General features: G+C 44.3%; 21 protein-coding genes. 10 read left to right on the top strand and 11 right to left on the bottom strand.

Features of this window, described 5'->3' with window-relative positions:
* Window positions 1–84 precede the first annotated feature (84 nt).
* Window positions 85–846: an EamA/RhaT family transporter gene (locus ACK4EX_RS08775; RefSeq protein ID WP_409771885.1), complete on the top strand. Its 762-nt coding sequence runs from the start codon at window positions 85–87 to the stop codon at window positions 844–846.
* A 54-nt stretch (window positions 847–900) separates the two neighbouring features.
* Here ACK4EX_RS08775 and ACK4EX_RS08770 read toward each other — a convergent pair whose 3' ends face one another.
* Genes ACK4EX_RS08770 through ACK4EX_RS08750 form a run of 5 tightly spaced genes read right to left on the bottom strand, consistent with a single transcriptional unit; the run spans window position 901 to window position 6,105 of the window.
* Window positions 901–1,191, bottom strand: a complete 291-nt coding sequence (locus ACK4EX_RS08770) for a hypothetical protein (protein ID WP_409771883.1) — start codon at window positions 1,189–1,191, stop codon at window positions 901–903.
* Window positions 1,192–1,204: 13 nt separating this feature from the next.
* A complete protein-coding gene (locus ACK4EX_RS08765; protein WP_409771882.1) occupies window positions 1,205–2,362 on the bottom strand; it encodes a sigma-54-dependent transcriptional regulator in 1,158 nt (385 codons plus the stop codon).
* Window positions 2,341–3,285 (bottom strand): hypothetical protein, encoded by a 945-nt coding sequence (locus ACK4EX_RS08760; protein WP_409771879.1) that lies wholly within the window; start codon window positions 3,283–3,285, stop codon window positions 2,341–2,343. Before ACK4EX_RS08760 ends, ACK4EX_RS08765 begins: the two co-directional genes overlap by 22 nt.
* Window positions 3,282–4,121, bottom strand: coding sequence for a mechanosensitive ion channel family protein (locus ACK4EX_RS08755; RefSeq protein ID WP_409771877.1), 840 nt, complete (start codon window positions 4,119–4,121; stop codon window positions 3,282–3,284). The genes ACK4EX_RS08760 and ACK4EX_RS08755 overlap by 4 nt, the downstream gene beginning before the upstream one ends.
* A 4-nt stretch (window positions 4,122–4,125) precedes the next feature.
* A complete protein-coding gene (locus ACK4EX_RS08750; protein WP_409771875.1) occupies window positions 4,126–6,105 on the bottom strand; it encodes an O-antigen ligase family protein in 1,980 nt (659 codons plus the stop codon).
* A 176-nt stretch (window positions 6,106–6,281) separates the two neighbouring features.
* Between ACK4EX_RS08750 and ACK4EX_RS08745 the strand changes: the two genes are divergently transcribed.
* From ACK4EX_RS08745 to gcvT, 4 genes are all read left to right on the top strand, one after another.
* Window positions 6,282–6,650 carry a DMT family protein gene (locus ACK4EX_RS08745; RefSeq protein WP_409771873.1) on the top strand — a complete coding sequence of 123 codons (369 nt, stop codon included), beginning with the start codon at window positions 6,282–6,284 and terminating at the stop codon, window positions 6,648–6,650.
* A 4-nt stretch (window positions 6,651–6,654) separates the two neighbouring features.
* Window positions 6,655–7,029, top strand: coding sequence for a rhodanese-like domain-containing protein (locus tag ACK4EX_RS08740; protein WP_409771870.1), 375 nt, complete (start codon window positions 6,655–6,657; stop codon window positions 7,027–7,029).
* A complete protein-coding gene (locus tag ACK4EX_RS08735; protein WP_409771869.1) occupies window positions 7,026–7,628 on the top strand; it encodes a DUF3365 domain-containing protein in 603 nt (200 codons plus the stop codon). The genes ACK4EX_RS08740 and ACK4EX_RS08735 overlap by 4 nt, the downstream gene beginning before the upstream one ends.
* 337 nt (window positions 7,629–7,965) lie before the next feature.
* Window positions 7,966–9,042, top strand: coding sequence for a glycine cleavage system aminomethyltransferase GcvT (gene gcvT, locus ACK4EX_RS08730; protein WP_409771867.1), 1,077 nt, complete (start codon window positions 7,966–7,968; stop codon window positions 9,040–9,042).
* Window positions 9,043–9,066: 24 nt separating this feature from the next.
* On the opposite strand, the gene ACK4EX_RS08725 is transcribed toward gcvT, so the two are convergent.
* The 4 genes from ACK4EX_RS08725 to ACK4EX_RS08710 all read right to left on the bottom strand — a co-directional run bounded on the left by ACK4EX_RS08725 (window position 9,067) and on the right by ACK4EX_RS08710 (window position 14,280).
* On the bottom strand, window positions 9,067–10,065 hold the full coding sequence (locus ACK4EX_RS08725; RefSeq protein WP_409771865.1) for a S41 family peptidase: 999 nt from the start codon (window positions 10,063–10,065) through the stop codon (window positions 9,067–9,069).
* Window positions 10,062–10,958, bottom strand: a complete 897-nt coding sequence (locus ACK4EX_RS08720; protein WP_409771863.1) for a hypothetical protein — start codon at window positions 10,956–10,958, stop codon at window positions 10,062–10,064. Before ACK4EX_RS08720 ends, ACK4EX_RS08725 begins: the two co-directional genes overlap by 4 nt.
* Before the next feature lie 97 nt (window positions 10,959–11,055).
* Window positions 11,056–12,588 (bottom strand): cryptochrome/photolyase family protein, encoded by a 1,533-nt coding sequence (locus ACK4EX_RS08715; RefSeq protein ID WP_409771861.1) that lies wholly within the window; start codon window positions 12,586–12,588, stop codon window positions 11,056–11,058.
* A gap of 78 nt (window positions 12,589–12,666) precedes the next feature.
* Entirely contained in the window at window positions 12,667–14,280 is a 1,614-nt protein-coding gene (locus tag ACK4EX_RS08710; RefSeq protein ID WP_409771859.1) for a hypothetical protein, read from the bottom strand.
* 191 nt (window positions 14,281–14,471) lie between these two features.
* On the opposite strand from ACK4EX_RS08710, the gene ACK4EX_RS08705 reads away from it, so the two are divergent.
* Complete coding sequence (locus ACK4EX_RS08705) at window positions 14,472–15,848, top strand: PhoH family protein (protein WP_409771857.1); 1,377 nt, start codon at window positions 14,472–14,474, stop codon at window positions 15,846–15,848.
* 10 nt (window positions 15,849–15,858) lie between these two features.
* Here ACK4EX_RS08705 and ACK4EX_RS08700 read toward each other — a convergent pair whose 3' ends face one another.
* The gene (locus tag ACK4EX_RS08700; protein WP_409771855.1) at window positions 15,859–16,866 is read right to left on the bottom strand and encodes a hypothetical protein; all 1,008 of its coding nucleotides are present in this window, start codon (window positions 16,864–16,866) and stop codon (window positions 15,859–15,861) included.
* Window positions 16,867–17,138: 272 nt separating this feature from the next.
* On the opposite strand from ACK4EX_RS08700, the gene ACK4EX_RS08695 reads away from it, so the two are divergent.
* From ACK4EX_RS08695 to cysD, 4 genes are read left to right on the top strand one after another with little or no spacing between them, the layout of a single operon-like run.
* Window positions 17,139–17,588, top strand: coding sequence for a hypothetical protein (locus ACK4EX_RS08695; protein ID WP_409771853.1), 450 nt, complete (start codon window positions 17,139–17,141; stop codon window positions 17,586–17,588).
* A gap of 15 nt (window positions 17,589–17,603) precedes the next feature.
* A complete protein-coding gene (locus tag ACK4EX_RS08690) occupies window positions 17,604–18,491 on the top strand; it encodes a cation diffusion facilitator family transporter (RefSeq protein ID WP_409771851.1) in 888 nt (295 codons plus the stop codon).
* Window positions 18,488–18,964, top strand: a complete 477-nt coding sequence (locus tag ACK4EX_RS08685; RefSeq protein WP_409771849.1) for a PaaI family thioesterase — start codon at window positions 18,488–18,490, stop codon at window positions 18,962–18,964. The genes ACK4EX_RS08690 and ACK4EX_RS08685 overlap by 4 nt, the downstream gene beginning before the upstream one ends.
* Window position 18,965: 1 nt before the next feature.
* Window positions 18,966–19,871 (top strand): sulfate adenylyltransferase subunit CysD, encoded by a 906-nt coding sequence (cysD, locus tag ACK4EX_RS08680; protein WP_409771847.1) that lies wholly within the window; start codon window positions 18,966–18,968, stop codon window positions 19,869–19,871.
* A gap of 182 nt (window positions 19,872–20,053) precedes the next feature.
* Here cysD and ACK4EX_RS08675 read toward each other — a convergent pair whose 3' ends face one another.
* Window positions 20,054–22,381, bottom strand: a complete 2,328-nt coding sequence (locus tag ACK4EX_RS08675; protein WP_409771845.1) for a TonB-dependent receptor — start codon at window positions 22,379–22,381, stop codon at window positions 20,054–20,056.
* Window positions 22,382–22,545: the final 164 nt, after the last annotated feature.

Genomic DNA, 22,545 nt, shown 5'->3' with positions numbered 1-22,545 from the left:
CTAAGTATTCTATGTTCCGTACTTATATTTTTGATTTTCAATATATTTCCAAGATTTAAGGTCGATACATTTAAGGCGATAGTGGTGAATTATTTGGTGGCACTCACTCTGGGGCTGATGGTTGACTCAGGAAGTGCCTTCAATAGCAATCGTTTAGACTTTTGGCCCTATGTGATTTTTATAGGCTTTTTATTCATTACGCTCTTTGGTCTTATGGCGAGGGTTACTCAAGAGTATGGTGTGGCTGTGGTATCGGTAGCTGTAAAGATGTCATTGGCTATACCTGTAGTGTTTTCTCTGATTTATTTTCAGGAGCGATTGAGTATATTAAATGGAATTGGGATTCTGTTGGCATTTCCAGCGCTTTTGCTTAGTGTAATTAATTCATCAGGAGCTACTGGAAGGGTTCAAATAGGCTTAATGCCAATAATCTTGTTTATAGGAAGTGGGATACTCGATGCATTGCTTAAATATGTACAGCAGATGTATTTAACAGATGAAACGTCAGCGATTTTTTCGGCTCTTTGCTTTGGGAGTGCTTTTTTGTTTGGTGCAGCAACTCTTGCAGGAAGGCGAATACTCAACGGTGAGAATTTAATGGATTTGAGGTCGTTGATCGGTGGTATTGCGTTGGGAATACCTAATTATGGGTCAATTTACTTTTTAGTGAGGGCGTTACAATTGCCGGGGATGGACGGCTCAAGGGCTTTTCCTTTAAATAATATGGGAATTGTAATTCTATCGGCAGTAGTGTCGGTGGTGATTTTCAAAGAAAAATTTACTACTGCAAAGATGCTATCGATACTGCTGGCTGTGGTAGCCATTGTGCTGATGAGTGGGGTTTAGTCTTTTTTAAGGTCATAGTGTTTTAATAGAAAATAATGAATCTACGTTTTTTTATTATTTAAGCGCGTCGGCTTTCGGATTGGATTGAAATATAAAGTTTGACGAAGAGAAGTAAACTTTTAGGAAATAATAAAAAAAGCGGCCGAAGGCCGCTGCCGCGTGAGGGATAGGAGCGGATATGAGCCGTAGCAGGTGGGGCATAGCGGCACACTGCGCGAGGCTGGCTGCCTCCTGAGAGCAGACAACGTAGCGCGATGTGCCGCCCCCACATGCAAGGCGAATATGAGCGTATAGCCCGACCCCTGACGAAGGCGCTACAGGCGCCTTGTCAGGGGGCACGCCCAAAAAAGAAAAAAAATTACACGTACTGACGGGCTTCGTCGAGGGTGACGGGATTGCTGCCGAGAATCATTAGGCGCTCCACGACGTTGCGCAGTTCGCGTATATTTCCTGTCCATGGCAGGCCTTGTAGGTGCTTAACAGCGTCGGGGGCGAATTTTTTAGGAGGAAGGCCCTGTTCTTCGCTGATTTTTTTGGTGAAATAGTCGATCAGGAGTGGGATGTCATCACGACGCTCGGCGAGTGTGGGCATTCGGATGATAATGACCGAAAGTCGGTGGTAGAGATCTTCACGGAAATTGCCTTTAGCAATTTCCTCCTGCAGGTTTTTATTGGTGGCAGCTATTACGCGTACGTCAACGTTGATGTCTTTATCGCCACCAACGGGGGTGATTTTGTTTTCTTGAAGGGCGCGAAGCACTTTGGCCTGGGCGGAGAGGCTCATGTCACCGATTTCGTCAAGGAAGAGAGTACCGCCGTCGGCGAGTTCGAATTTTCCTTTTCGGTCTTTGACGGCGGATGTGAAGGCACCTTTTTTATGGCCGAAGAGTTCGCTTTCGATGAGCTCTGAGGGGATAGCAGCGCAGTTAACCTCCACGAAGGGGCCTGAGTTGCGGTTTGACTTTTCGTGGATTTGCCGGGCGACGAGTTCTTTACCTGTACCATTTGAGCCGGTAATAAGCACGCGTGCATCGGTAGGGGCAATTTTATCAATCATTTCTCTCACGACCTGAAGGGCAGGGCTTTCGCCCACCATTTGGTATTGACGATTGATTTTTTTCTTGAGGATTTTGTTTTCGACGATGAGGTTTTTTCGGTCGAGGGCGTTGCGCACGGTGTTTAGCAGGCGATTAAGGTCGGGAGGTTTAGAGAGGTAGTCGTAAGCGCCTGATTTAATACACTCGATGGCCGTATCCATATCGCCGTGGCCTGAGATCATAACTACTTGCGTATCGGGTGAATGCTCTCTGTAGTAGCGGAGGACTTCTACGCCGTCTTTGCCGGGCATTTTAATGTCACAGAGAAGGAGGTCGTAGAAGTTGTCTCCGGCCATGTCGATGGCTTGTTGGCCATTCTCGGCTTCGTCTATTTGGTATGATTTGTTTTCGTTGAGCAATATATCGCGCAGTACTTTACGGATCGCGCGCTCGTCTTCTACAATGAGGATTCTTGCCATGTACACTGGTTGTTTAAGATTTGGAACATAATTCCTTCTTTGAGGGCAAAGGTGGAGAGCAGAATTTTTTTGAGGGAAGGGATGGAATGAAGGATTATTTCGAGCTGGAGGGCTGACATGTGAATGGTATCAGCCCGGAATGGCTCCATTCCGGGCATTTGAAGTCGCTGTTCTTGATTGCTGATGAGCAATGTGTTAAGTAATTCTAAAAGGATATTTTTCGGGAATTCAAAGCCATTACCGGGTATAATGTTTTGATTTTGAATCCTGACAACAATATCGGCGAAAGTATCGAAAGAGCCTGAGGAGCCTATCAGAATCTCCGGGTGATACACATTGCAGGCAGAGAAGAGGTCTTCGAGCTCGTCGCGCACATACTGGCGTATGGCGCCTATTTCGTCAGCCTCTAAGGGATCGTGAGGTTTAAAAACTTCGATGAGGCGACTGCCGCCAATGGTATAACTCTGTTTCCAGAGCATTTTTTGGCTGTTTCCTATGATAAACTCGGTACTGCCACCGCCGATGTCCATCACAAGAAATTTTTCTTTTTTTAGACTTGGTATGGAATTTTTGACTCCGTTGTAAATAATGCTGGCTTCTGTAGTGCCGTCGATGATGTTAATGTGTATACCAGTAAGGCGCTCTATATCGGCGGCAAACTGCTGTCCGTTAGTACTACTTCGCACGGCTGAGGTGGCAAAGGCATACGCTTTTGTAGCGTTATAGGCAAGGCACGTAGCCCTATGCTGCTGCATGGCATCGAGGCCGCGCTGGTAGGCGTCGGGCTGAATTTTGCGTTCGGCGAGTCCGCCTTTGCCGAGCTTTACAGCAATTTTTCCGTTATAGAGGATTTTGCCTGTGGATTGTTCAAAGATCAACAGGTTGAAGGTGTTCGTTCCTAAGTCTATTACTGCTATGTTCATGGCTTTGAAGTAGGGGAGTGGAGATACACGTCGTTTTGTGGTATGGCGAAGCGGAGATTGTACTTGCGGAATAGTTTGTCGATTTCAAAGCGTATTTGGCTTTTTACCATTGGTATTCCGAAGAGGTTATTGCTGTAAAAAAACAGGTCAAAAACCAAACCACGGGCTCCAAAATCAATGAGCATAACGCGTGGATGTGGTTCATCTAACACGTCCGGATGGCTTTTAGCAGCCTGAAGGAGCAACTTTTTAACCAATGCTGTGTCAGAGCCATACTCGGCGGTCACCGTTATGTTAAATCGGGTAGGAATTTGATTTTGACTCCAGTTGATGATCGGGAAGTTGGTTAGCTTTGTATTTGGAATCACTACTGCGATATCGTCAAGAGTGTTTACGATGGTGGCGCGCAGGCCGATTTCTTGTACTTTGCATACCATTCCATTTACTTCGATTACATCGCCCACGGCTATGGCGCGTTCAAAGAGTAAGATTAAGCCAGCTACGATGTCTTTGAAAAAGTCTTGAAGGCCTAAGCCAATGCCCACTAATATAGCTGTGGAGCCTGCTATGAGTACCGTGATTTTAGCGCCTGTGGTTTCGATTGCCAGTACAATACCGATAACATAAATGAGATAAACCAGGATCTGGTAGAGAGCGTGTGCTTTACCCGACTCAAGTCGATTTTGAACTATGAGCTTTCTGAAATACAGTTTAAGGAAATAAAGTGATAGTCTGATAATTAGGTAGATCAGTACAAACACCACAAGGTTGATCACCCTGAAATGAATGGTGCCAATGGTGAATAATTCAAACTGAATAAAATCCTTTACCGACATTGTTTTAGTGGGTTGGATGTAAGTTTTGTTTCTGAAGTTGTGCTTTTCGCTGTTTTAGGAAATCGATGTAATGTTGTACCAGCAGCTGGTCGTTTTCGAGAATAGAAGGTGGAGTATTCTGAAAGAAGGGGATCAATCCGCGCGGATAGTCGCCACTGGCAGCTATTGCTCTCAGGCTGTATTTGATGATTTTGTGGATTTTAGCTTGATACTGAGGCATTTCCCATTTGGGTTCGTATACGAGATTGAGCGTGTTGAGAGCATCGTTGTGGTAACCAAGTTTGTGTTCTACCTCAGATTTGTTGAGTAGAGCTGCTGTATAGCGTGGGGCGATTTTCAGCGCTTTGATATACCACTCACGAGCCATGAGTAAGTCGTTTTGGGCTTTGTAGAAATTACCCATCTGGTTCATGCTGATAAAGTGATAGGGAGTAAGCTCTAAGGCTTTGTCGAACATTTCTTTCATTTTAGGCCAATTTTGCTGAGCCATATAGCCTAGTCCCATGTAATAGTACATAGTATTACCCACCCGATCTACTACAAAGTAGTTGCTCAGAGCGCTTTCGGCCAGAGGAATGATGCGTCGGGCATCCTGACGAGCATTAGCCTCGAGTACCTTAACACTAATTTTTTCACTTTTTAATTTCTGATAACCCGAATAGGAACTTGACAAAGCAACTCCCACAAATACAAATGCTGACCATGCAGGCAATTTAATAAATCCCTTAGTTGACTTTGAAACCACAAAGGCTGCCGTAGTAAGTACGAGTAATTGAATTTCAGGCCTTTCTAAAGGAAAGTCGAAAAAGCTGAAACCAAGATAAGCAACCATGCTCAACAGAGCTATAAGCATTTGACGCTTGAGTAGATCATCAGCAGAACTTTTATAAATAGAGTATGCAGTGAATAGTACAAGCACCCAAAAGGCAATAAAGAAAAGAAAACCTACAATGCCGCTTTCGGTGAGCACCCATAGGAAGTCATTATGCGGCTGAGGTAATACCGTTTCGCCGTCCATTACGGATGTATTCATGCCTTCAACTCCATATTTAGGAAACCAAAATTGCCAATTACCCGCGCCCACTCCGAAAGGATTTTCTTTAAACATCTCGATCGAATTCTTCCAAAACTTAATTCGATGGTTCAGGTTGGTAGGATCAATGATTTGATGGCGAGAGATGTAGATGCTGCCAATCAGCGTAATGGCGGCCAAAGTAAAAGGTAGGATGCGCTTATAGTTAAGCTCTATTTGCCGGCTGCTTCTCATCCACCGAAGTGCATTGGGCGCAAGTATCAACAGGGCTAAAAAAAGTCCGACCCAAGCAGCTCGCGTTCTCAGCAGGCCGATCACAATAAGAGAAGACCAGAAGCCGGCTAATCCAAAAACTCTGTTATTCAGCTCAGAATATCTGAAGATGTAATACATCCATGGCAGGGTGATTAACAAAGCGCCTGAGACCAGGTTCTTGTGTCCGATCACTGATTGCACGCTGTACATCTGCATAAAAAAATCTTCTTTCTTTAGAAGAAGCAAAATCTGAAAAAGAGCTACCATTGAGATGATCAGAGCCGATGAGATGTAAAGCGTAGATAAATGGCGTTCGTCGAGGCTTGTCGTTTTAAAGAGATTAACCATTACGATAAAATATGCTACAGAAAGACCATGTCGCAAGAATTCTACTCGCGCATCGACCTCTACCAGGGCTTTTGGGATGAGAAAGGCCATGGTGATCCACCAACCGATAAGAGCAATGCCTGCGTAATGAATGTTAAAGGTCTGGTTTTTAAATTTTTGATAAAAATAAATTCCAAGAATCGTTGTCATTATTCCAATAGCTATCTGACGCGGAAGCTGCGCCGGATCGGGCAAGACTTTGTCAAAGTACAAAATGAATAAGCCAGTGGAAAAGGCAGTCCAAATCAAAAAAGAAAATGACCCTGGGTTTGCTTTTCTCTCTATGGAATTTTTTGTCGTTGAGTGCATTTGAATGTTTTTACCCATACTTGAACATAAATAAGTTAAAATTCTTTTATTTCTACGAAGTGAAAGACTCTGTAATCATGCACAAATATGCATCGGTTTATCTGCCGAATACATCATCTGACATTCTATCTGATACTGCTTTACATTCGTCCTAAAAATTTATTTATAAAAAAAATATGAAAGGAGTTTTAAGCATCTTACTCTTAGTGATGAGCAATACATTTATGACTCTAGCCTGGTATGGCCATTTAAAGTTTAAGGAGTGGAAGTGGTTTGAAAATGCTGGAATTGTGGCCATAGTTCTTATCAGCTGGGGTATAGCCCTATTTGAATATTTTTTTCAAGTTCCGGCAAATCGCATTGGCTTTAAGGGAAACGGTGGCCCGTTTTCTCTCATACAGCTTAAAATCATACAAGAAGTAATCTCCATTACTGTTTTTTTGATTTTTGCCCTTGTCTTTTTTAAAACCGAACAACTTCGACTTAATCATCTGGTCGCATTCGTTTTAATTGTAATAGCTGTATATTTGGTATTCAAAAAATAAAGCAATGAAAATCAAAGGGCTGGCTGAAGTAAGCATGTTAGTTGTACTTGCAGCATGTTCTAATAATGTATCCCAAACATCACACGCTGATATTGATGCCACTACGTTCGATGCCTGGCGTCAGAGTCCAAATGTGTTAGTGCTCGATGTTCGTACACCTGATGAATATGCCGCTGGTCACGTAGATGGTGCCCTGAATGTTGACTATTACTCGCCCGATTTTGAACAGCAATTAAAAAACCTGCCTAAAAAAGATACAGTACTGGTGTATTGCGCTAGCGGTCGCCGTAGCTCTAATAGTGTTGATGCCCTTAAAAAAGCTGGTTTTTCTTACATCGCAAATCTCGAAGGAGGATATTCTAATTACATAAGACAATGAAGAAATATTTGCTGCTCTCCGCATTGATTGCATCCGTATCACTGATTCAGTGCGGTCAGAAGGCTCAGGACGATGAGGATACCATCTTCACCGGACAGCCCCGCACCGACGCTCAGAAGATTGTCAGCATCATGCAGGAGGCGATGCTCGCCGAGCTTCAGAAAGGACTGGAAGGAGGCGATGCCGTCAAAGCAGTAGCCTATTGCAACGAACGCGCCCATCCGGTCACCGACAGCTTATCCCGGTACTATGGCGTACTCGTGCGCCGGGTAGCCCTCAGATACCGCAATCCCGCCAATAAACCTGACTCCATTGAAACAGCTGTACTTCAGCACATGGCTGAGCTCTCGGCCAAAGGACAGATTCCACCGGCGCAGACCATCGACCTTTTCGACGGCTATATCCGCCACTTCGAGCCCATTATCATGAAACCTTTGTGTTTAAACTGTCACGGAGTAATTGAGCGTGGCGATATTGCTCCAGCTACCCTCGAAGAAATCCGCAAGCGTTATCCTTCTGATCGTGCTTACGATTTCAACCTCAACGAGCTTAGGGGTGCATGGGTTGTATATATGGCGACAAATAAAACTTCGAATTAAAAATTTTTAATTACCTCATTAAATTCTAGGGCTTTAGGCAGCCCTTTTTTTATTTTTTCTTTTTTAGGCAAACCTCTCCTTATTCTTCACTGCGTTCAGTGTTCGGGTCGGTTCCTTTTGGGCTTCCTCTTTATCCGGTGCTCTGCTCTGCTTTCTCATTACCAGCTTAAACAGTAACCTTCATGTCTTTGGACGCAGACAAAAATTTTAAAAACTCCCGTCTATGTACCTTAAGCGGCAGCAGCTTACTAGCCGCTTATAATAAGCGAAAAATTTTAAATGCTGTTCTAATACACCTGCAGCATGCGTTTAGCTTTGTACCGAAAAATCAACTTTAATGAAACAAACAACCCTAACCCATATACATCGAGCTATGGGTGCCAAAATGGTGCCTTTTGCCGGTTTTGAAATGCCAGTTCAATACGAAGGACTTATAGTGGAGCATCATGCGGTACGCCAGGCGCTTGGAGTTTTCGACGTATCGCACATGGGCGAGTTTCTGGTCGAAGGGGCTGGTGCGCTCGATCTTATACAGTCAGTCACTACCAATGATGCTTCAAAACTCTTCCCCGGCAAAGTCCAGTACAGCTGCATGACCAACGAACACGGTGGCATCGTGGACGACCTGCTGGTGTACATGATCGCCGAAGGCCGCTACATGCTCGTAGTCAATGCTTCCAATATCGAAAAAGACTTCCATTGGATACAGTCTAAAAATCGTTTTGACGCCCGGCTCACTGATATTTCTGATCAAATTTCTCTGCTTGCCGTCCAAGGTCCGAAGGCTGCTGAGGCTATGCAGTCACTGACCGATGTGAAATTGGCCGAAATGGGTTATTATACCTTTCAATACGGGCGCTTCGCAGGTATTGAGAATGTGCTGATCTCAGCGACAGGATACACCGGGGCAGGAGGATTTGAACTTTACGTGCCCAATGAGGCTGCCAAAACCCTCTGGAATGCTGTACTCGAAGCCGGTAAACCCTATGGAATAAAGCCTTGTGGTCTCGGTGCACGCGACACCCTGCGCCTTGAGAAAGCATTCTGTCTCTACGGCAACGACATCGACGATACCACCAATCCCATTGAAGCCGGACTGGGCTGGATCACAAAGTTTACCAAGGAATTTACCGCACACGACATCATAAAGCGCGTTAAGGACGAAGGCCCCACCCGCAAACTCGTGGGCATTGAGATGATCGACCGGGGTATACCCCGCCACGATTATCCTATAATGAATGCCGAAGGCACTGTAATTGGTAAAGTCACCTCAGGCACCCAATCGCCCTCACTTGGCAAGGCCATAGGCCTAGGCTATGTAGCCACTGAATTTTCAGCGCCGGGCAGCGAGATTTTCATTGACATTCGCGGCAAACAGCTGAAAGCTGTGGTAGTCAAAACACCTTTTTTATAGAAAGCATCTCACACTCGGCTCGTATTACAAGAGCTCCTGTAAGGCGCGCTCGATGATTTCATCACGAGTCAGGTCGTTCCAGTCAAAGGATGCGGGTATTTGTGGAGGAACGCCGTCTTCTGCATAGTTGTTTCCCTGCAGATCCAGCAGTTGACTCACCGAAAAGCGGTATCGCCAGCCATTGGGCAACTGGCCGCCATTCGGCAGACCACCTCCACCGCCCGTGGTATCGCCCATCAGCGTCAGATTTGGCAAGGCAAGGCTGAGAACGGCAAAAAAGGTGGTAGCGCTATACGACCCTCTGTCGATCAGCACAATGACTGGTTTCAGATATTTTACATCACCATCCGGTGTAATAAAGAAATTTTCCCGTGGGCCGAAGTCGGTATGATTCGGTCCGTTGCGCGTGATGGTGTAGCCGGCCAGCAATCTCTCGGTGGTAAACCGGCTGAGCAGCAGCGGTACGTTGAAAATTGAACCACCTCCGTTGCTCCTCAGATCGAGTATCAGACCTTTGGTGTCTTTGTAGCGGCTCAGCACAAAATCGAGCTGTTGACCGCTAAAGCTGCTCATAAAACTTGAATATCGGATATAACCAACCTGACCGCCTGCCAGAAAGTCATGAAAAAATGGCCCCGTAATCCATCCGTTTGGTATATAATATTTTTCAACTGTCCGCGCATTAAAATTAGCGGGCTTCTGAAGCTCCACGTTAAACCGCGACACGTTGAACGGCGAAATCAAATTAGTATGGTCGTCTCGCAGGGTATTGAGCATCTCAGCCAGCACGTCAAACAGTTCAAATTCAGTAGATTGATTCGAAAGTTTTTGCCTAAGCGTGTCTCGTACTATATTCCAGTCGATGCCTTTGAGTTGAAAGTACGAATATTTTTTATCCACTTCGTTCCACAGGTAGTCAAAGTTGACCAGCGGGTCGTTTGAGGCTTTATCCCTTTCAAAAAGCGCCCGCTCACACGAGAGCAGCATACCGACACCCACTATAGCAAGAAGTATTTTTTTCATTTCTTAAGGCGAATTTTTCGTTCGAAGTAGTACGCAAATCCCACATTATGAATAGCCATCTGAAAGGCCTCATGTCTTCCTGGAGCATGAAGCGCATCCCATTCATACAGCAGGCAGAATGCATTGCCATTGTGCAAATACCATAGCCATTCGAGGCGTGTCTGCAATCGCCAGCCATTCATCGTCCAGCGGTAGTTGGCCAGCGCCCACTCCAGCGGACTGGTTTCAGTACCGATGATTTCGGCATCGTATGTGTAGGCATAGCCTGGCCGGAAGTTAAAATTCAGAACACCGATATTGAGCTGAGCCCTGAGCTCTCTCCGGCGCTCTGGAAGAGTCACTTTAAATAAGTACAAATTCAGCCTGCGCTCACGCATTCGGCTTATATCTCTGGTGACCAATCCTGTGACCATCAGATTGGTCAAATTTTCAAGCCCCAGAGCATTATTTAACAGAGCTGGATTGATGCGGATGTTTTGCGTGATCACCAGCGACGGACCGGCTTTGAAATTCCATTGGTCGTTGGATATACGACCTATTCCCATCAGATAGTGATAGTACACCTGTACCTGACTGAGCGTAGCCGTCGTCATAGAGCTGAGCACAGAGCTTTCTGGAACCATGGCAAATGCAGAGTAAAATCCAAATCGTAGGTCAAGCATCTGATCGCGCTGGGCGGATCGGTCTGAATTGTAGGTTGAAAGCACTAATCCCGGCCCGGAGTAAAAAAGAGGCGACGTGGCAAAATCGCGGTAAGTAACCAAACCTGCGGAAAAATTACCCGAGAAATATTCGCGTATGGCCGTAGGGTCAAAGGAAGACGATGGTACCAGCGTTAGGTCAGTTTTTTGAGCAAAAATGGATACACTACAACAGACCGTCATGCATGCCATCGAACAAGTCAATTTCATATCAAATTATGGGAATTAAATCTGTTCCAAATGTAATGGAATTCTCGCTGGTAGATATTAAGTTACGAGGGTCAGTATATCAAATATCATTAATATGTGACAAATACTCTTCAGCCTGTTTCAAAATGTTTTGTCGCTCATTTTCGGCCATACGATCCAAGGACTGATACATCATTCCGATGCGAGGATTTTTTTCCAGCAGCTTTCGGTGGCGGTCATAGAAGTGCCAGTACAGACTGTTGAATGGACAGGCACCTTCCCCGTAGCGCTTCCTGGGGTTGTAGTGACAGCTGTCGCAGTAGTTACTCATCTTGCTGATGTAGTTGGCCGATGATACATATGGCTTTGTGCCCACGATGCCACCATCGGCAAACTGGCTCATGCCCCGCGTATTGGTGATTTCTACCCACTCAAAAGCGTCGATGTAGATGCCCAAATACCACCGGTCCACCTCATCCGGGTGGCAGCCTGCCAGGAGCGCAAAATTACCGGTGACCATCAGGCGCTGAATGTGGTGGGCATACGCCATTGTCAGGCTTTGGCCGATGGCATGGCGCAGGCAGTTCATCCGTGTATTTCCTGTCCAATACCATTCAGGCAGCGGACTTGTGTGTTGAAAGTGATTGAGCAGCGCATAGTCCGGCATTTTTGCCCAGTATATGGCGCGCATGTACTCACGCCAGCCAAGTATTTGGCGCACAAATCCTTCGATTTGTGATAGGCTGATTTCTGTGGGGCGGCTGTGCCACTCTTCTATACAGCGATTGATTACTTCGTATGGGTGCAAGATTTTGACATTCAGTGCAAACGACAGTCGCGAATGGTACCCCGTACTGTACTGCGTATGCATGGCATCCTGAAAGGTGCCGAACCACGGCAATAGATTTTTGGCAAAATATTCGAGGAGCTCAAGCGCTTCACTTCGATTGATCGGATAGGTGATGGTATTTTCAGGAATTTGGCCTATCGTTTTTATGCCTTCTTTCGCTATGAGTTTGACTATTTCATCTGCTCTGTGGTGAAAGAGAAATGGAGGGGGTGGCACATGATTTCTTGGAAAAGCCTTTCGGTTTTCGGCATCGTAATTCCATCGGCCACCCTCGGGTTGTCCATTTTGGTCGATCAAGATGTTGTATTTCTTTCTATAATGGCGATAAAAGCTCTCAAGAAGATAGGTTCTCTTACCGGAAAAAACTTCCGAAAGACTGTTTCGATTGGCGAGAAAGTGCTCAGAGCTCACCATCTGGACGGGAAGTCCCAACTCCTCTTTTAATGCAGCCAACATTTTGTCCACCCTGTATTCGTCAGGCTCCTGGTACTCTATTCGCTCAATGGGATATTTCTCGCACAGTACTTTTAAATTTCCGGCGAATGACTGCCGGTTGCGTGGATCATCAAGCGTAAAATATTCCACGGCATGGCCCATCTGCCGTAATTCTTTCGAAAAATGACGCATCGCAAGAAAAATAGCTGCTATCTTCTGTATGTGGTGTGCCACATAATCGGTCTCACTGCGCACCTCCATCAGCGTGTAGAGCACACCTGGATTGACCTCTGAAAACCAGTTGTGCTTTGGATTGAGTTGATCGCCTAGAATAAGCCGAAGAATCATTTTTTCATTAAAGACCCTGTGATAACAAACAAAAAAGCCGGCAAGTTTGGCCGGCTCATTTTTAATTTTTTTGTCAGGCTACTTTTTAATCAGCTTTTTAATGGCGTAATATTTATTTTCAAAAACCACTGTCAGCAGAAGTTCTTCCTTGCTGATATTTCCAAGGCCCTTAACTTCTACTTCGTTTTTACCTTCAAGACAGCGCAGCTTGTCTGAGCTAAACAAGATTTGCCCCTTGGAATTTGTGATGTAATAACGGAAGTCCACAGGGCGATCTGCAATAAAGGTAAAGGTGAAATCTTTTCTGAACGGATTTGGAAAAACATCGATTTGATAAGGGGTTTCTCCAGACAATTTTTCCTCCCCTTTTCCAATGGTTTGAACTTTTTTCAGCCAGACTTCGTAAACGCTTGGGTCGGCTGAGGTCAGGTTAGTTTGGTTGTTTGAAAACGGATTCAGTGCCGTGCTCTGAATGCCGCCATAGATGTAGCCCACCAACACACTGTCCTGTGTAATCTGATGCAGTTTTATCACTTCATTCGAATAGTGTGGAACAGCCTTATTTAAAATAAACTCGGCAGATGAGCCTTTTAAAGCGGGCATTTCTACAGGCAGTTTGTACTCTGTCAATTGTCCGTTGGCATCGCGGGTCACTCTGCTGATGGTGCGCACAAAAGGCACCAGATTATCTTGAATCAATTGACCGTTTTGATAATAATACTGGCTCATTCCGCCAAAGAAAATGCTGTGCATTCGGTTGTTTATACTGTCATAAAGTGGCAATACGGCACTGTGATAATTGCTGAGATACTGATTAAAGTTTGGTTGTGGGAAGTAACCTGAATCGAATATATCCACTGGGTATAAGTAGGGCAAGTCAGCATTAACCTGAAATACCCCAGAGCTGATCATCAAGCCCCGTTTTCCATTGGGATAAATCTGTGGCACCAGATTGTAATCTCGGCGATGTAGATGAATGGGATCGGTAATAGCCGTTACATTCCCAAAACTTAGCTGGCTACCAGAGTTATTGACAGTGAATTTCCTGATCTGATTGGTATACTTCTGAGTGAATGTCGGATTGTTCATCGGATTGTAACGGCCGTCGAATTTGTGGCCGCCCACTAAGTAAAACATGTTGTCAATCATTTTCAGATGCCCGCCCGTAACGGCAAACAGCGTGTCTTGAATTTGCTTAATAAACGAGCTAAACGGCTGGTTGTTTTTTATCGCATTTATGACGGATGACACGCGAACAGTTGATAAGTACGGAAATGTAATATGCCCATTTGCTGATGCCGAGAAGGCATAACCACCAATGATGTAGAGTGTATCTCCATGCTGATAAAAATTCATGTTTGTTGATTGAAACTGCTCGCGGATGCTCGTAGGAAGACTACTCACCGGGGCAGTCCAAAATTGTTTTGAAACGGGATCAATAACATATATATCAGTGTTGTTCATCGAGGCCGGAAAGGCATTGAACGGTTGACGTGGATGTAATCCATCTTTTCTGCCGCCTATGATGAGCCATGTACCCTCGTGCTGACCGTGGGCAAACGAATGAAGCCCGGGTAGATTTGGAATTGTTATCGGTTTGAGAGAAATTTCATAATTAAAATCGTTTTGTCCAATCAGACTGTTTATCACAAACAAAAAGAAAAATAAAACTTTTAAAAATTTTTTAATCATTTTTATTACACAATTACAATTTGCAAAGGTTAAATAATACCTGGTGATAAACTTTGAATCAAAATCACCCTTTTTCATAATAATTATCAGCTTTTCGATTTTGTGAATAATTTGTTTAAAACAAGCTTTTTAAGAACTAGAAGTCAATCGAGATTAAGAATACTTTAGCTTTATACTAATGGAAAAAATCGATGGCTGATTCTGCCAAAACTTCAGCAAAAAAATCTTCTGTCTCAAAAAAGAAAATCTTTGTCCTCGACACATCAGTAATTCTCTACGACCACAATTCCATTCAAAACTTTCAGGAGCACGATGTGGCTATTCCGATCACGGTACTGGAGGAATTGGACGAATTCAAAAAAGGCAACGACACCAAAAACTACGAAGCCCGTGAATTCATCCGATTTCTCGACCGCAAGGCCAAAGACAAGAGCCTGACCGAATGGATTTCGCTAAATGGAGGCAAAAAGGGAAATTTTAAAGTTATCATGAATGCCGCTGGTGGTGAGGTCGATGCCACCCGCGTCTATATGGGCAATAAAATGGACCACCAGATCCTCAACGCCTGCATCAACCTAAAAAAGGAAGAGCCACACCGCCGTGTCATCCTCGTCACCAAAGACATCAACCTGCGCCTCAAGGCCAAAGCCCTGGGGGTAGAAGCCGAAGACTATGAAACCGGAAAAATTAAAGACCTCGAAAATCTCTATACAGGTAAGGCCGAAGTAGATGGCTTTGTACCAGAAATTATCGATGCGCTTTATCAAACGGGCAGTGTAGAATTAGAAAAAATTCAAAAACGCAGAAAGCTCTTTAAACCCGAAGTCAATCAATTTTTCATTTTGCGATCGAGCCGGAATACCGCTCTGGCCTATTTCAATGGCTTCACATCGCATTTAGAGCATGTGCCCAAGCACACGGCCTACGGCATAAAACCCCGCAATGCCGAGCAGGCTTTCGCCGTCCATGCTTTATTGAACAAAGACATAAAACTCGTGGCTATATCAGGGGTAGCCGGCACCGGTAAAACCCTCCTGGCTCTCGCAGCCGCCCTCGAGCAGCGACGCGAATTCAAGCAGATTTATCTCGCCCGACCTATCGTACCGCTGAGCAATAAAGACATCGGCTACCTGCCCGGTGATATGAAAGCTAAAATCAACCCCTACATGCAGCCCCTTTGGGACAATTTAAAATTCATCAAAAACCAGTGGGACGAAAAGGATAAAGAAGCTAAAGCCATTGATGAAATGGTAGAAAATGAAAAAATTGTCATTACACCCTTGGCGTACATCCGTGGCCGCAGCTTATCCAACATATTCTTTATCGTAGATGAGGCCCAAAACCTTACACCCCATGAGGTGAAGACCATAATAACTCGTGCAGGCGAAAACACTAAAATCGTTTTCACCGGTGATATCTACCAGATTGATACTCCCTATCTCGACGAACAGTCAAATGGACTTTCATATATGATTCACAAGCTGCGCGGCCAGAGACTTTTTTCGCACATTGCCCTCGAAAAAGGCGAGCGCTCTGAATTGGCCAACCTTGCAAACGAGTTGCTGTAAAATTTTGAGCTTATTTATATAGAAAATGCTGACCGGCCAATAAAAAGTCTTTCCATTTCTGATGGAGTTCTCGTGTTTCGTTCATCGCTTCGAGTCCAATGTACTGCATCATTTCCAGGGATTTGACTTCCATTAATGGCTTTAATCTTTTTATTAATTTCTGTAGGGAAGAATTCAAAGACTTCTGGTCCGAAGATTTTTCAACTTTTTTCGCTTCACTTGCAAGGTTCCATAATTCGCTTTTAAATATCGTATGGTACAGTTCAAAGTCTTTCACAGCCGAAAATCTTGTTTCCAAATCGCTATCTTTTATCTCAGTTTTGTTGAATTCTTCAAAAAAACCAGCCGCCATTCCCAAAAGCGAGGCGGCCATGCAAAAGCGCGCAAAGAGCATGAAATCCAATTCGTACAAGCTGTATTCCGGAAAATTGTTGTGTTGACCTATTGTAAAACTGTACTCATATGGCACTAAAGCGTCTTTTACTTCGATGGCATAGGTTTCAGTTGCTTTTAGCGCCCAATAAGGCCAGTCTTTCACTACCGAGATTTGATCAGGTCGAAGAATAAAGGTACGCACTTCTCCTTTTGGCAATTTCGCATTTACTGTAAAAGCCGTGGCGGATAGTGCCCCAGTGCAAAAGGTCCAAGCTCCTGATATTTTCCATCCAAAAGGCTGCCTTGATGCTTTGCCAGAAGCTGAACCACTGCCAGCTACGACGGCATCGGGGGCTTTGTAAATTTGTTCAGCAGTTTCAAGGGGCATACTGCCAGCGAAAAATCCGGCACCCGCGCCAAGGTTCACTCTCCAGCCAAGACTCCCATTTATTTTAGCTGTTTTGTAAAGCACTTCAAGGCCGGCCGGAAGTGAAAGTTGCTCGCCCTTAAGTGCTTTGGGAAGGAATATACGAAACCAACCACCTTGTTTCAGTTCGTTTTGCCATTGCTCGGGAAGTTCAGAGCGAAGATTGATTTCTGCTGTGTTTATAGATTTTATATTAAAAGCACTGAATTTTAGCATATTGATTTTTTTAAATTCTAAAAGTCACTAACAAAAGTATGATAAAATTTCTATGTAATTGCTAATCAAAAGGATGAAATTAAAAAAATAATTTTGCTATCATTAAAGCTAAACTAATCGGGCATCAAAGTCATTTACAGCTTTATGATTAAAAAAAATTATCCTCTGAAAAGTTTACATTCGCCCAAAGCAAATTAATCTTTAGCCACTTTAATCTATTTACTAAGAAGCTTTTTTGATTTGCTATATTTGTCATTAAACCGGCTGAAAAAATGAAGTATCGAATTTGGAAGATTTTGCCGTTGCTTTTCTGGGTGATTTCTTGCTCTAAAGAGCCTGTTTTGCGCGAATCAATGCTTTTTACACTTTCAGTCAAAGACAACTTTAGAAACGATTTGCTCGACACCAATTATGTTGGGCACTTTCCTTGGGCTGAAATTCGTTGGCAAGATCCGGAGGGCACATTTGTAGAATTTCGCATTTCAAAAAAGTATGGAGCCTTTTTACTGGAAAATACCTCAAAATTGCGCGAGAATATAGATTACACAATTCAATTTCCTGGTGTTGCCCTTCAGAGAGTGCGTTTTGAATTTGCCGAATATCGAATGATGGATCGCAACACCAATAGAGAACTGATCGTACGGTCTATAGCTCGTGTTTGGTGGAATGATGTGCCTATCGTAGCCGAGAATGGTTATTTCGAAGTTATACTTGCGCGCTAAAATTTTCTGCACTGATTGAAGGCTACGCATCCCATCGAATCTTTATTGCGCAAGTCATTTGTTTTCAATGGCTTTATAATAATTGCTAAACTTTTTTTCGGTATTTTAGGAAATTCCTTTGCGTTAATGGCTGATGCCATCGAGTCAGCATCTGATGTGGTGGCTTCGGGTATTGTATGGTTAGGAGCTCGCTATGCAAGCCGACCGGCTGATGAAAATCATCCCTACGGACATGGACGTGCAGAGCCCCTCATTGCTTTTGTCGTAGTCTTATTTCTCATTATTTCTTCTTTAATCATTTTTTACCAAAGTGTGCTCAACATCCGCAAGCCTCAAGAGTCGCCAGAATGGTGGACCATACCTGTCATTGCTGCCATTATTGTTGCTAAAGAACTGGCATTCAGAATTATTTATCGCGCTTCAGACCGTTTGCACAGTACCGCAGGTAGGGCTGAAGCATGGCATCACCGCGCCGATGCTATTACTTCTCTGGCCACTCTTACAGGTGTAAGTGTAGCTGTGTTGCTGGGCGGTGCATTTGTGGTGGCCGACGAAATCGCTGCCATGATTGCTGCCCTCTTTATCTTGTACAATGCCTACAAAATTCTGCGGCCTGCCCTCAGCGAAGCGTTGGATGAACACATTCATCATGAACTGGAAGAAGACATTCGCCGTATTTCAAAAACTGTAGAAGGGATAATCGATACCGAAAAGTGCTATATCCGTAAGACTGGCCTTACATATTATGTAGATTTGCACGCCATTGTCGATGGGAATATCACCGTAAAAGAAGGGCATGATCTTGCGCACCGCCTTAAAGATACACTGATGCATCACTTGCCTAACATTTCCGATGTACTCATTCACATCGAACCGCATGAATCACATATCAACAACACATGAATCTGCGAAACTATCGATTTAAGCTCTGGCTGCTTGGCCGTTTTAAAATACCACTGATCGGACTATGTCGTCCACACCTGCTCGAAATGACAAATGAGAAAATCGTTGTAAAACTGCCGCTTTATTTTTTCACTAAAAATCACTATGGTTCCATGTATTTTGGGGCACAAGCAGTTGGTGCTGATTTGGCTGCAGGATATCTCGGATATGCTCTTTGCCACGAATTAAATCTCGACTCCGGATTAGTGTTTAAAGACTTTAAAGCCAATTTTTTGAAACGTCCAGAAAGCGACGTGTATTTCGTTTGTACTCAGGGTGAAGCTATTAGGCTACAAGTAGCGGAAAGTTTAAGCACAGGAAGTCGAGTGACGCGTGATGTTACCGTCGATGCCTTTACCCATTACGAAACTCCCAAACAAGAGCTGGTTTCTACCTTTGTTCTTGGGCTCAGCTTAAAAGTAAAAAAGCGCTGAAATGACCCCGCGAGCACCTGACTACCTGCCTCATCTCGTCGAAGAATCCGTTGAGATTCTTTACATTTCCGCAAGGCATTTTAAAAATGCCATGATTCTTTTTTCGGGGGGTAAAGATTCAATTACTCTAAGCCACATTGCGCACAAAGCTTTCTATCCTGCACCACCTCCTTTTAAACTCCTACAAGTAGATACAGGCCACAATTTCCCTGAAGCACTTGAATACCGCGACTGGTTTGTACAGCATTTTGGATATACTCTTGAAGTAGCTGATGTTCAAAAAGCTATTGATCAAGGTCTTGTAACCGAGCCTGAAGGACCAGACAAAAACAGAAACCGAATTCAATCGGTCGTGCTTTTAGATTACATCCGCACACATCAGGTCGATGCTCTACTGGGCGGAGGTCGACGCGATGAAGACCGTGCTCGGGCGAAGGAACGCATTTTTTCACACCGCGATGTTTCCGGGGCATGGCATCCAGAGCATCAACGCACTGAGCTCGGCACTTTGGCACATCTTTCAATCGTTAAGGGAGAACATTTTCGCATCTTCCCACTTAGTAATTGGACGGAACTTGACATCTGGTACTACATTCGCGAGCACAACCTGCCAGTGCCTTCGCTCTATTTTGCCAGGCCCCGCGAAGTCGTTTATCGCAATGGAGCCTGGTTGCAAATATCTCCCTACATCACCATCCGACCCGATGAAATACCAACTACTCGAACTATCCGCTTTCGCACTTTAGGCGATATTACGATCACTGGCGGCATCGAATCGAATGCATCAACCTTGGAAGACATCATCCGCGAACTGGAATCTACCCAAACCAGCGAACGTGGACATCGACACGACGATCGCCAGACTGCCTACAGCATGGAAGTGCGCAAGCGAGAGGGATATTTTTAGCCTATTGTTTCAACCTCCATTGCCGGATAAAATAGCTAGAAATTAACAGCATAAACCCACATTTATATCGAATTAATACCTGAGATCGCTCGGAACACGAAAAATTTCCGGATTAAACTATAGGTTGGTTTTTAGATTTTTTAATTGCTAACCGTCAAAGGATACTTTATATCCCGGTTTTTTCATCGATCTATCATCACCTGATATTGCAACATTACTCTCATGGGCGGTGCCAGGAAGGCAGGTCTAATCATGATTTCCCGATTAAGTGCATTATCTATAATCAGGTTTACCATTGCTCCCGATGGCCATTTGTATCCAATGCGAAGGTCGATCACCAAATCTCCTCTGTTTAGTCGTTGATGAACAGATTGCACACCCGGAATAACTTGGTAAAATACGCGGTCCAGATTTCGCATGTAATCGTTGTAACGCAATGAAATTCCAGCTCGATAGCCTCTGATGTGTGTCCACTGCACGTCGGTTTTAAGCAAATGCCTGTATCTGTACTTAAGTGTGCCTGTGCTGTCGTCAGTACTCAAACTTTGATAAGTAAGGTATTGGCTGGTTACTTCGTTAAAGATAAAGGGCCTATCAGGATAGCGCACGCGCGGATCGCTGAAGGCATATCCGGCAAGAAATTCAAACTTGTGATTGTTAGATTCGTAAAGCCCGGTAAAGGTTAATTCAACCCCCTGAATGCGCACGGCACCTACGTTTACTGACTTAAATCCCAACTGCCTTTGCAGCTCGGCAAGCCCTCCGACTGTATCCCAACGGCTGAAGGTAAATTCAATCATGTCGTCGAAATCCATTCTGAACAAGGCTAGTTCAGCCTGCATTTTAAGCTTCTGACCCACAGCAAGCAGCTGTTTCGCTCCGATTTCATAGGTATTGCCAAATTCCGGATTGAGCTTAGGATTCGGAAAAATGTTAACTGCTCCCACGTTGGTTTGTGTAAAAGCTTCTGCCATTGAAGGAAATCTGAAACCTTGTCCCCACGAAGCGTATAGATTGGTATATGGCGCTACTTTATAGTTGGCTCCGAAGCGCAACACCGGTTTACTCTGTTGCCTGTCATCAAGCATAAAAGATTCAAAACGTGCCCCAGCACTAAGGCTTAGTCTGTTCCATTTGTAATCTGTTTGCAGATAGGTGGCAAGATTTCGGCTTGTATGGCGCCCAACAAAAAGTTCGCTGTTGCTTTCGGACCATAGACCAAAGAAGCCTCCGGTAATTTTCAAACCTGTGTAAGAAAGCCATTGCAATTGATACTGAGCGAGATACGATTTACTTGCGTTGTCATATACGGTTGAATCGTCTCGCGAATTGTTGTCGATTGCCAAAAAGCGCCCGTTAATTTCATGGCGAAATACACCAGTTTTTCGGAAATTATTAATGGTAAGCCAAGGATCTATGTGATACGTAAAGCCCTGGGCGGTAGTAATACTGCTGTCTTGCGCGATGAGTGCCTGATTCTCACCATTCCAGATGAGGGGTGAAGCACTTTTTCGATAGGAAATGTTGCCGTTTACACCATATTGCAAGTTCTTACTTCTGTTCCAGTGGGTTTTAAAAAAAAGCCTGCTTCGATTGTCAGGCGAACGCCATTGGTAGCCTTCGTCCCACTGGCCTAATCCGCTGACTAAGTAGCCAAACCAGCGGTTTTCGTCATTCGGATTTTCTCTGCGATTTTGTAGACTCATCTGTACACCGCCGAGGGTTTGAGCACCATTCCACCATTTGAGCTCTGAACGATGTGCCAAGGGATAGCCTCCGGTAAACACGTTTAGCCAGCTGCGCTTGCGATAGTCGCTGCGAGTGCGTACATTGATTACGCCATTTAAGGCACTTGACCCATACAATGCTGAGGAGGCACCTTTGATTACTTCCAGTTGTTCGAGCGATTCGAAGGGTACAATGGTCCACTGTACTTGATTGGCATCGGGCGAAATGAGAGGCAGATTGTCGAGCAGGAGCAGCACGCGCGTACCTGCTCCATAGCTCCAGCCACTACCTGAGCGGATGTTTGCCTGTCCATCGTTTACATTTACACCTGGCACCTGATTCATCGTTTGCTGTACATCGGTGGGGTTTTTGTTTTCGACCAGATTTGGGCGAATTACCGTAAGCGAAACAGTGGTCTCTTCGATGCGTTGTTCAGTTTTAGAGGCGGTTACGACCACGTTGGGCAAAGAATAGCTCTCTTCCCGCAATTCTATTGTGTAGGAGGTTGATTTATTGAGTGTAATCCACTCTGTGCGGTAGCCCAACATACGTATTTCTGCATATCGAGCCTTTGACACATCTACGCGTATTTTTAAAATACCCAAATCATCTGTTTGTGCTCCGTTGAGGACTTGTGTTTTTGACACATCAAAAATTCTGACGGTAGCTCCTGGCAAAGGTCCCTGTCGATCTTTTATATTAAAAATGATATCGAGCGATTGGGAGTGAACTTGAAAAGCGAAGAAGAAGAAACTCGCGATCAAATAGATTGCAATCCGCATGTTTGTTATAAAATGGTTAACAAAGATGTAAAAAATCTTTGATTATATATTTTACTTTTATCAAATAGTTGGTTTCTAAAGACTATCTCAGACAGAATTTGTATTTTAGCTGATGTTTAAAAATCTTGAATGCAAGCAAAAACATAATTTTTTTGATTAATTTC

Source organism: Thermaurantimonas sp. (assembly GCF_046299575.1).
Classification (GTDB): domain Bacteria; phylum Bacteroidota; class Bacteroidia; order Flavobacteriales; family Schleiferiaceae; genus Thermaurantimonas.
This window is presented reverse-complemented; position numbering and strand designations above follow the sequence as displayed.

Bases quoted from the DNA above. Each gene is read 5' to 3' on its own strand.
- ACK4EX_RS08765 (WP_409771882.1), bottom strand. From the start codon at position 2,362: ATGGCAAGAATCCTCATTGTAGAAGACGAGCGCGCGATCCGTAAAGTA.
- ACK4EX_RS08760 (WP_409771879.1), bottom strand. From the start codon at position 3,285: ATGAACATAGCAGTAATAGACTTAGGAACGAACACCTTCAACCTGTTG.
- ACK4EX_RS08755 (WP_409771877.1), bottom strand. From the start codon at position 4,121: ATGTCGGTAAAGGATTTTATTCAGTTTGAATTATTCACCATTGGCACC.
- ACK4EX_RS08750 (WP_409771875.1), bottom strand. From the start codon at position 6,105: ATGCACTCAACGACAAAAAATTCCATAGAGAGAAAAGCAAACCCAGGG.
- ACK4EX_RS08745 (WP_409771873.1), top strand. From the start codon at position 6,282: ATGAAAGGAGTTTTAAGCATCTTACTCTTAGTGATGAGCAATACATTT.
- ACK4EX_RS08740 (WP_409771870.1), top strand. From the start codon at position 6,655: ATGAAAATCAAAGGGCTGGCTGAAGTAAGCATGTTAGTTGTACTTGCA.
- ACK4EX_RS08735 (WP_409771869.1), top strand. From the start codon at position 7,026: ATGAAGAAATATTTGCTGCTCTCCGCATTGATTGCATCCGTATCACTG.
- gcvT (WP_409771867.1), top strand. From the start codon at position 7,966: ATGAAACAAACAACCCTAACCCATATACATCGAGCTATGGGTGCCAAA.
- ACK4EX_RS08725 (WP_409771865.1), bottom strand. From the start codon at position 10,065: ATGAAAAAAATACTTCTTGCTATAGTGGGTGTCGGTATGCTGCTCTCG.
- ACK4EX_RS08720 (WP_409771863.1), bottom strand. From the start codon at position 10,958: ATGGCATGCATGACGGTCTGTTGTAGTGTATCCATTTTTGCTCAAAAA.
- ACK4EX_RS08715 (WP_409771861.1), bottom strand. From the start codon at position 12,588: ATGATTCTTCGGCTTATTCTAGGCGATCAACTCAATCCAAAGCACAAC.
- ACK4EX_RS08710 (WP_409771859.1), bottom strand. From the start codon at position 14,280: ATGATTAAAAAATTTTTAAAAGTTTTATTTTTCTTTTTGTTTGTGATA.
- ACK4EX_RS08705 (WP_409771857.1), top strand. From the start codon at position 14,472: ATGGCTGATTCTGCCAAAACTTCAGCAAAAAAATCTTCTGTCTCAAAA.
- ACK4EX_RS08700 (WP_409771855.1), bottom strand. From the start codon at position 16,866: ATGCTAAAATTCAGTGCTTTTAATATAAAATCTATAAACACAGCAGAA.
- ACK4EX_RS08695 (WP_409771853.1), top strand. From the start codon at position 17,139: ATGAAGTATCGAATTTGGAAGATTTTGCCGTTGCTTTTCTGGGTGATT.
- ACK4EX_RS08685 (WP_409771849.1), top strand. From the start codon at position 18,488: ATGAATCTGCGAAACTATCGATTTAAGCTCTGGCTGCTTGGCCGTTTT.
- cysD (WP_409771847.1), top strand. From the start codon at position 18,966: ATGACCCCGCGAGCACCTGACTACCTGCCTCATCTCGTCGAAGAATCC.
- ACK4EX_RS08675 (WP_409771845.1), bottom strand. From the start codon at position 22,381: ATGCGGATTGCAATCTATTTGATCGCGAGTTTCTTCTTCTTCGCTTTT.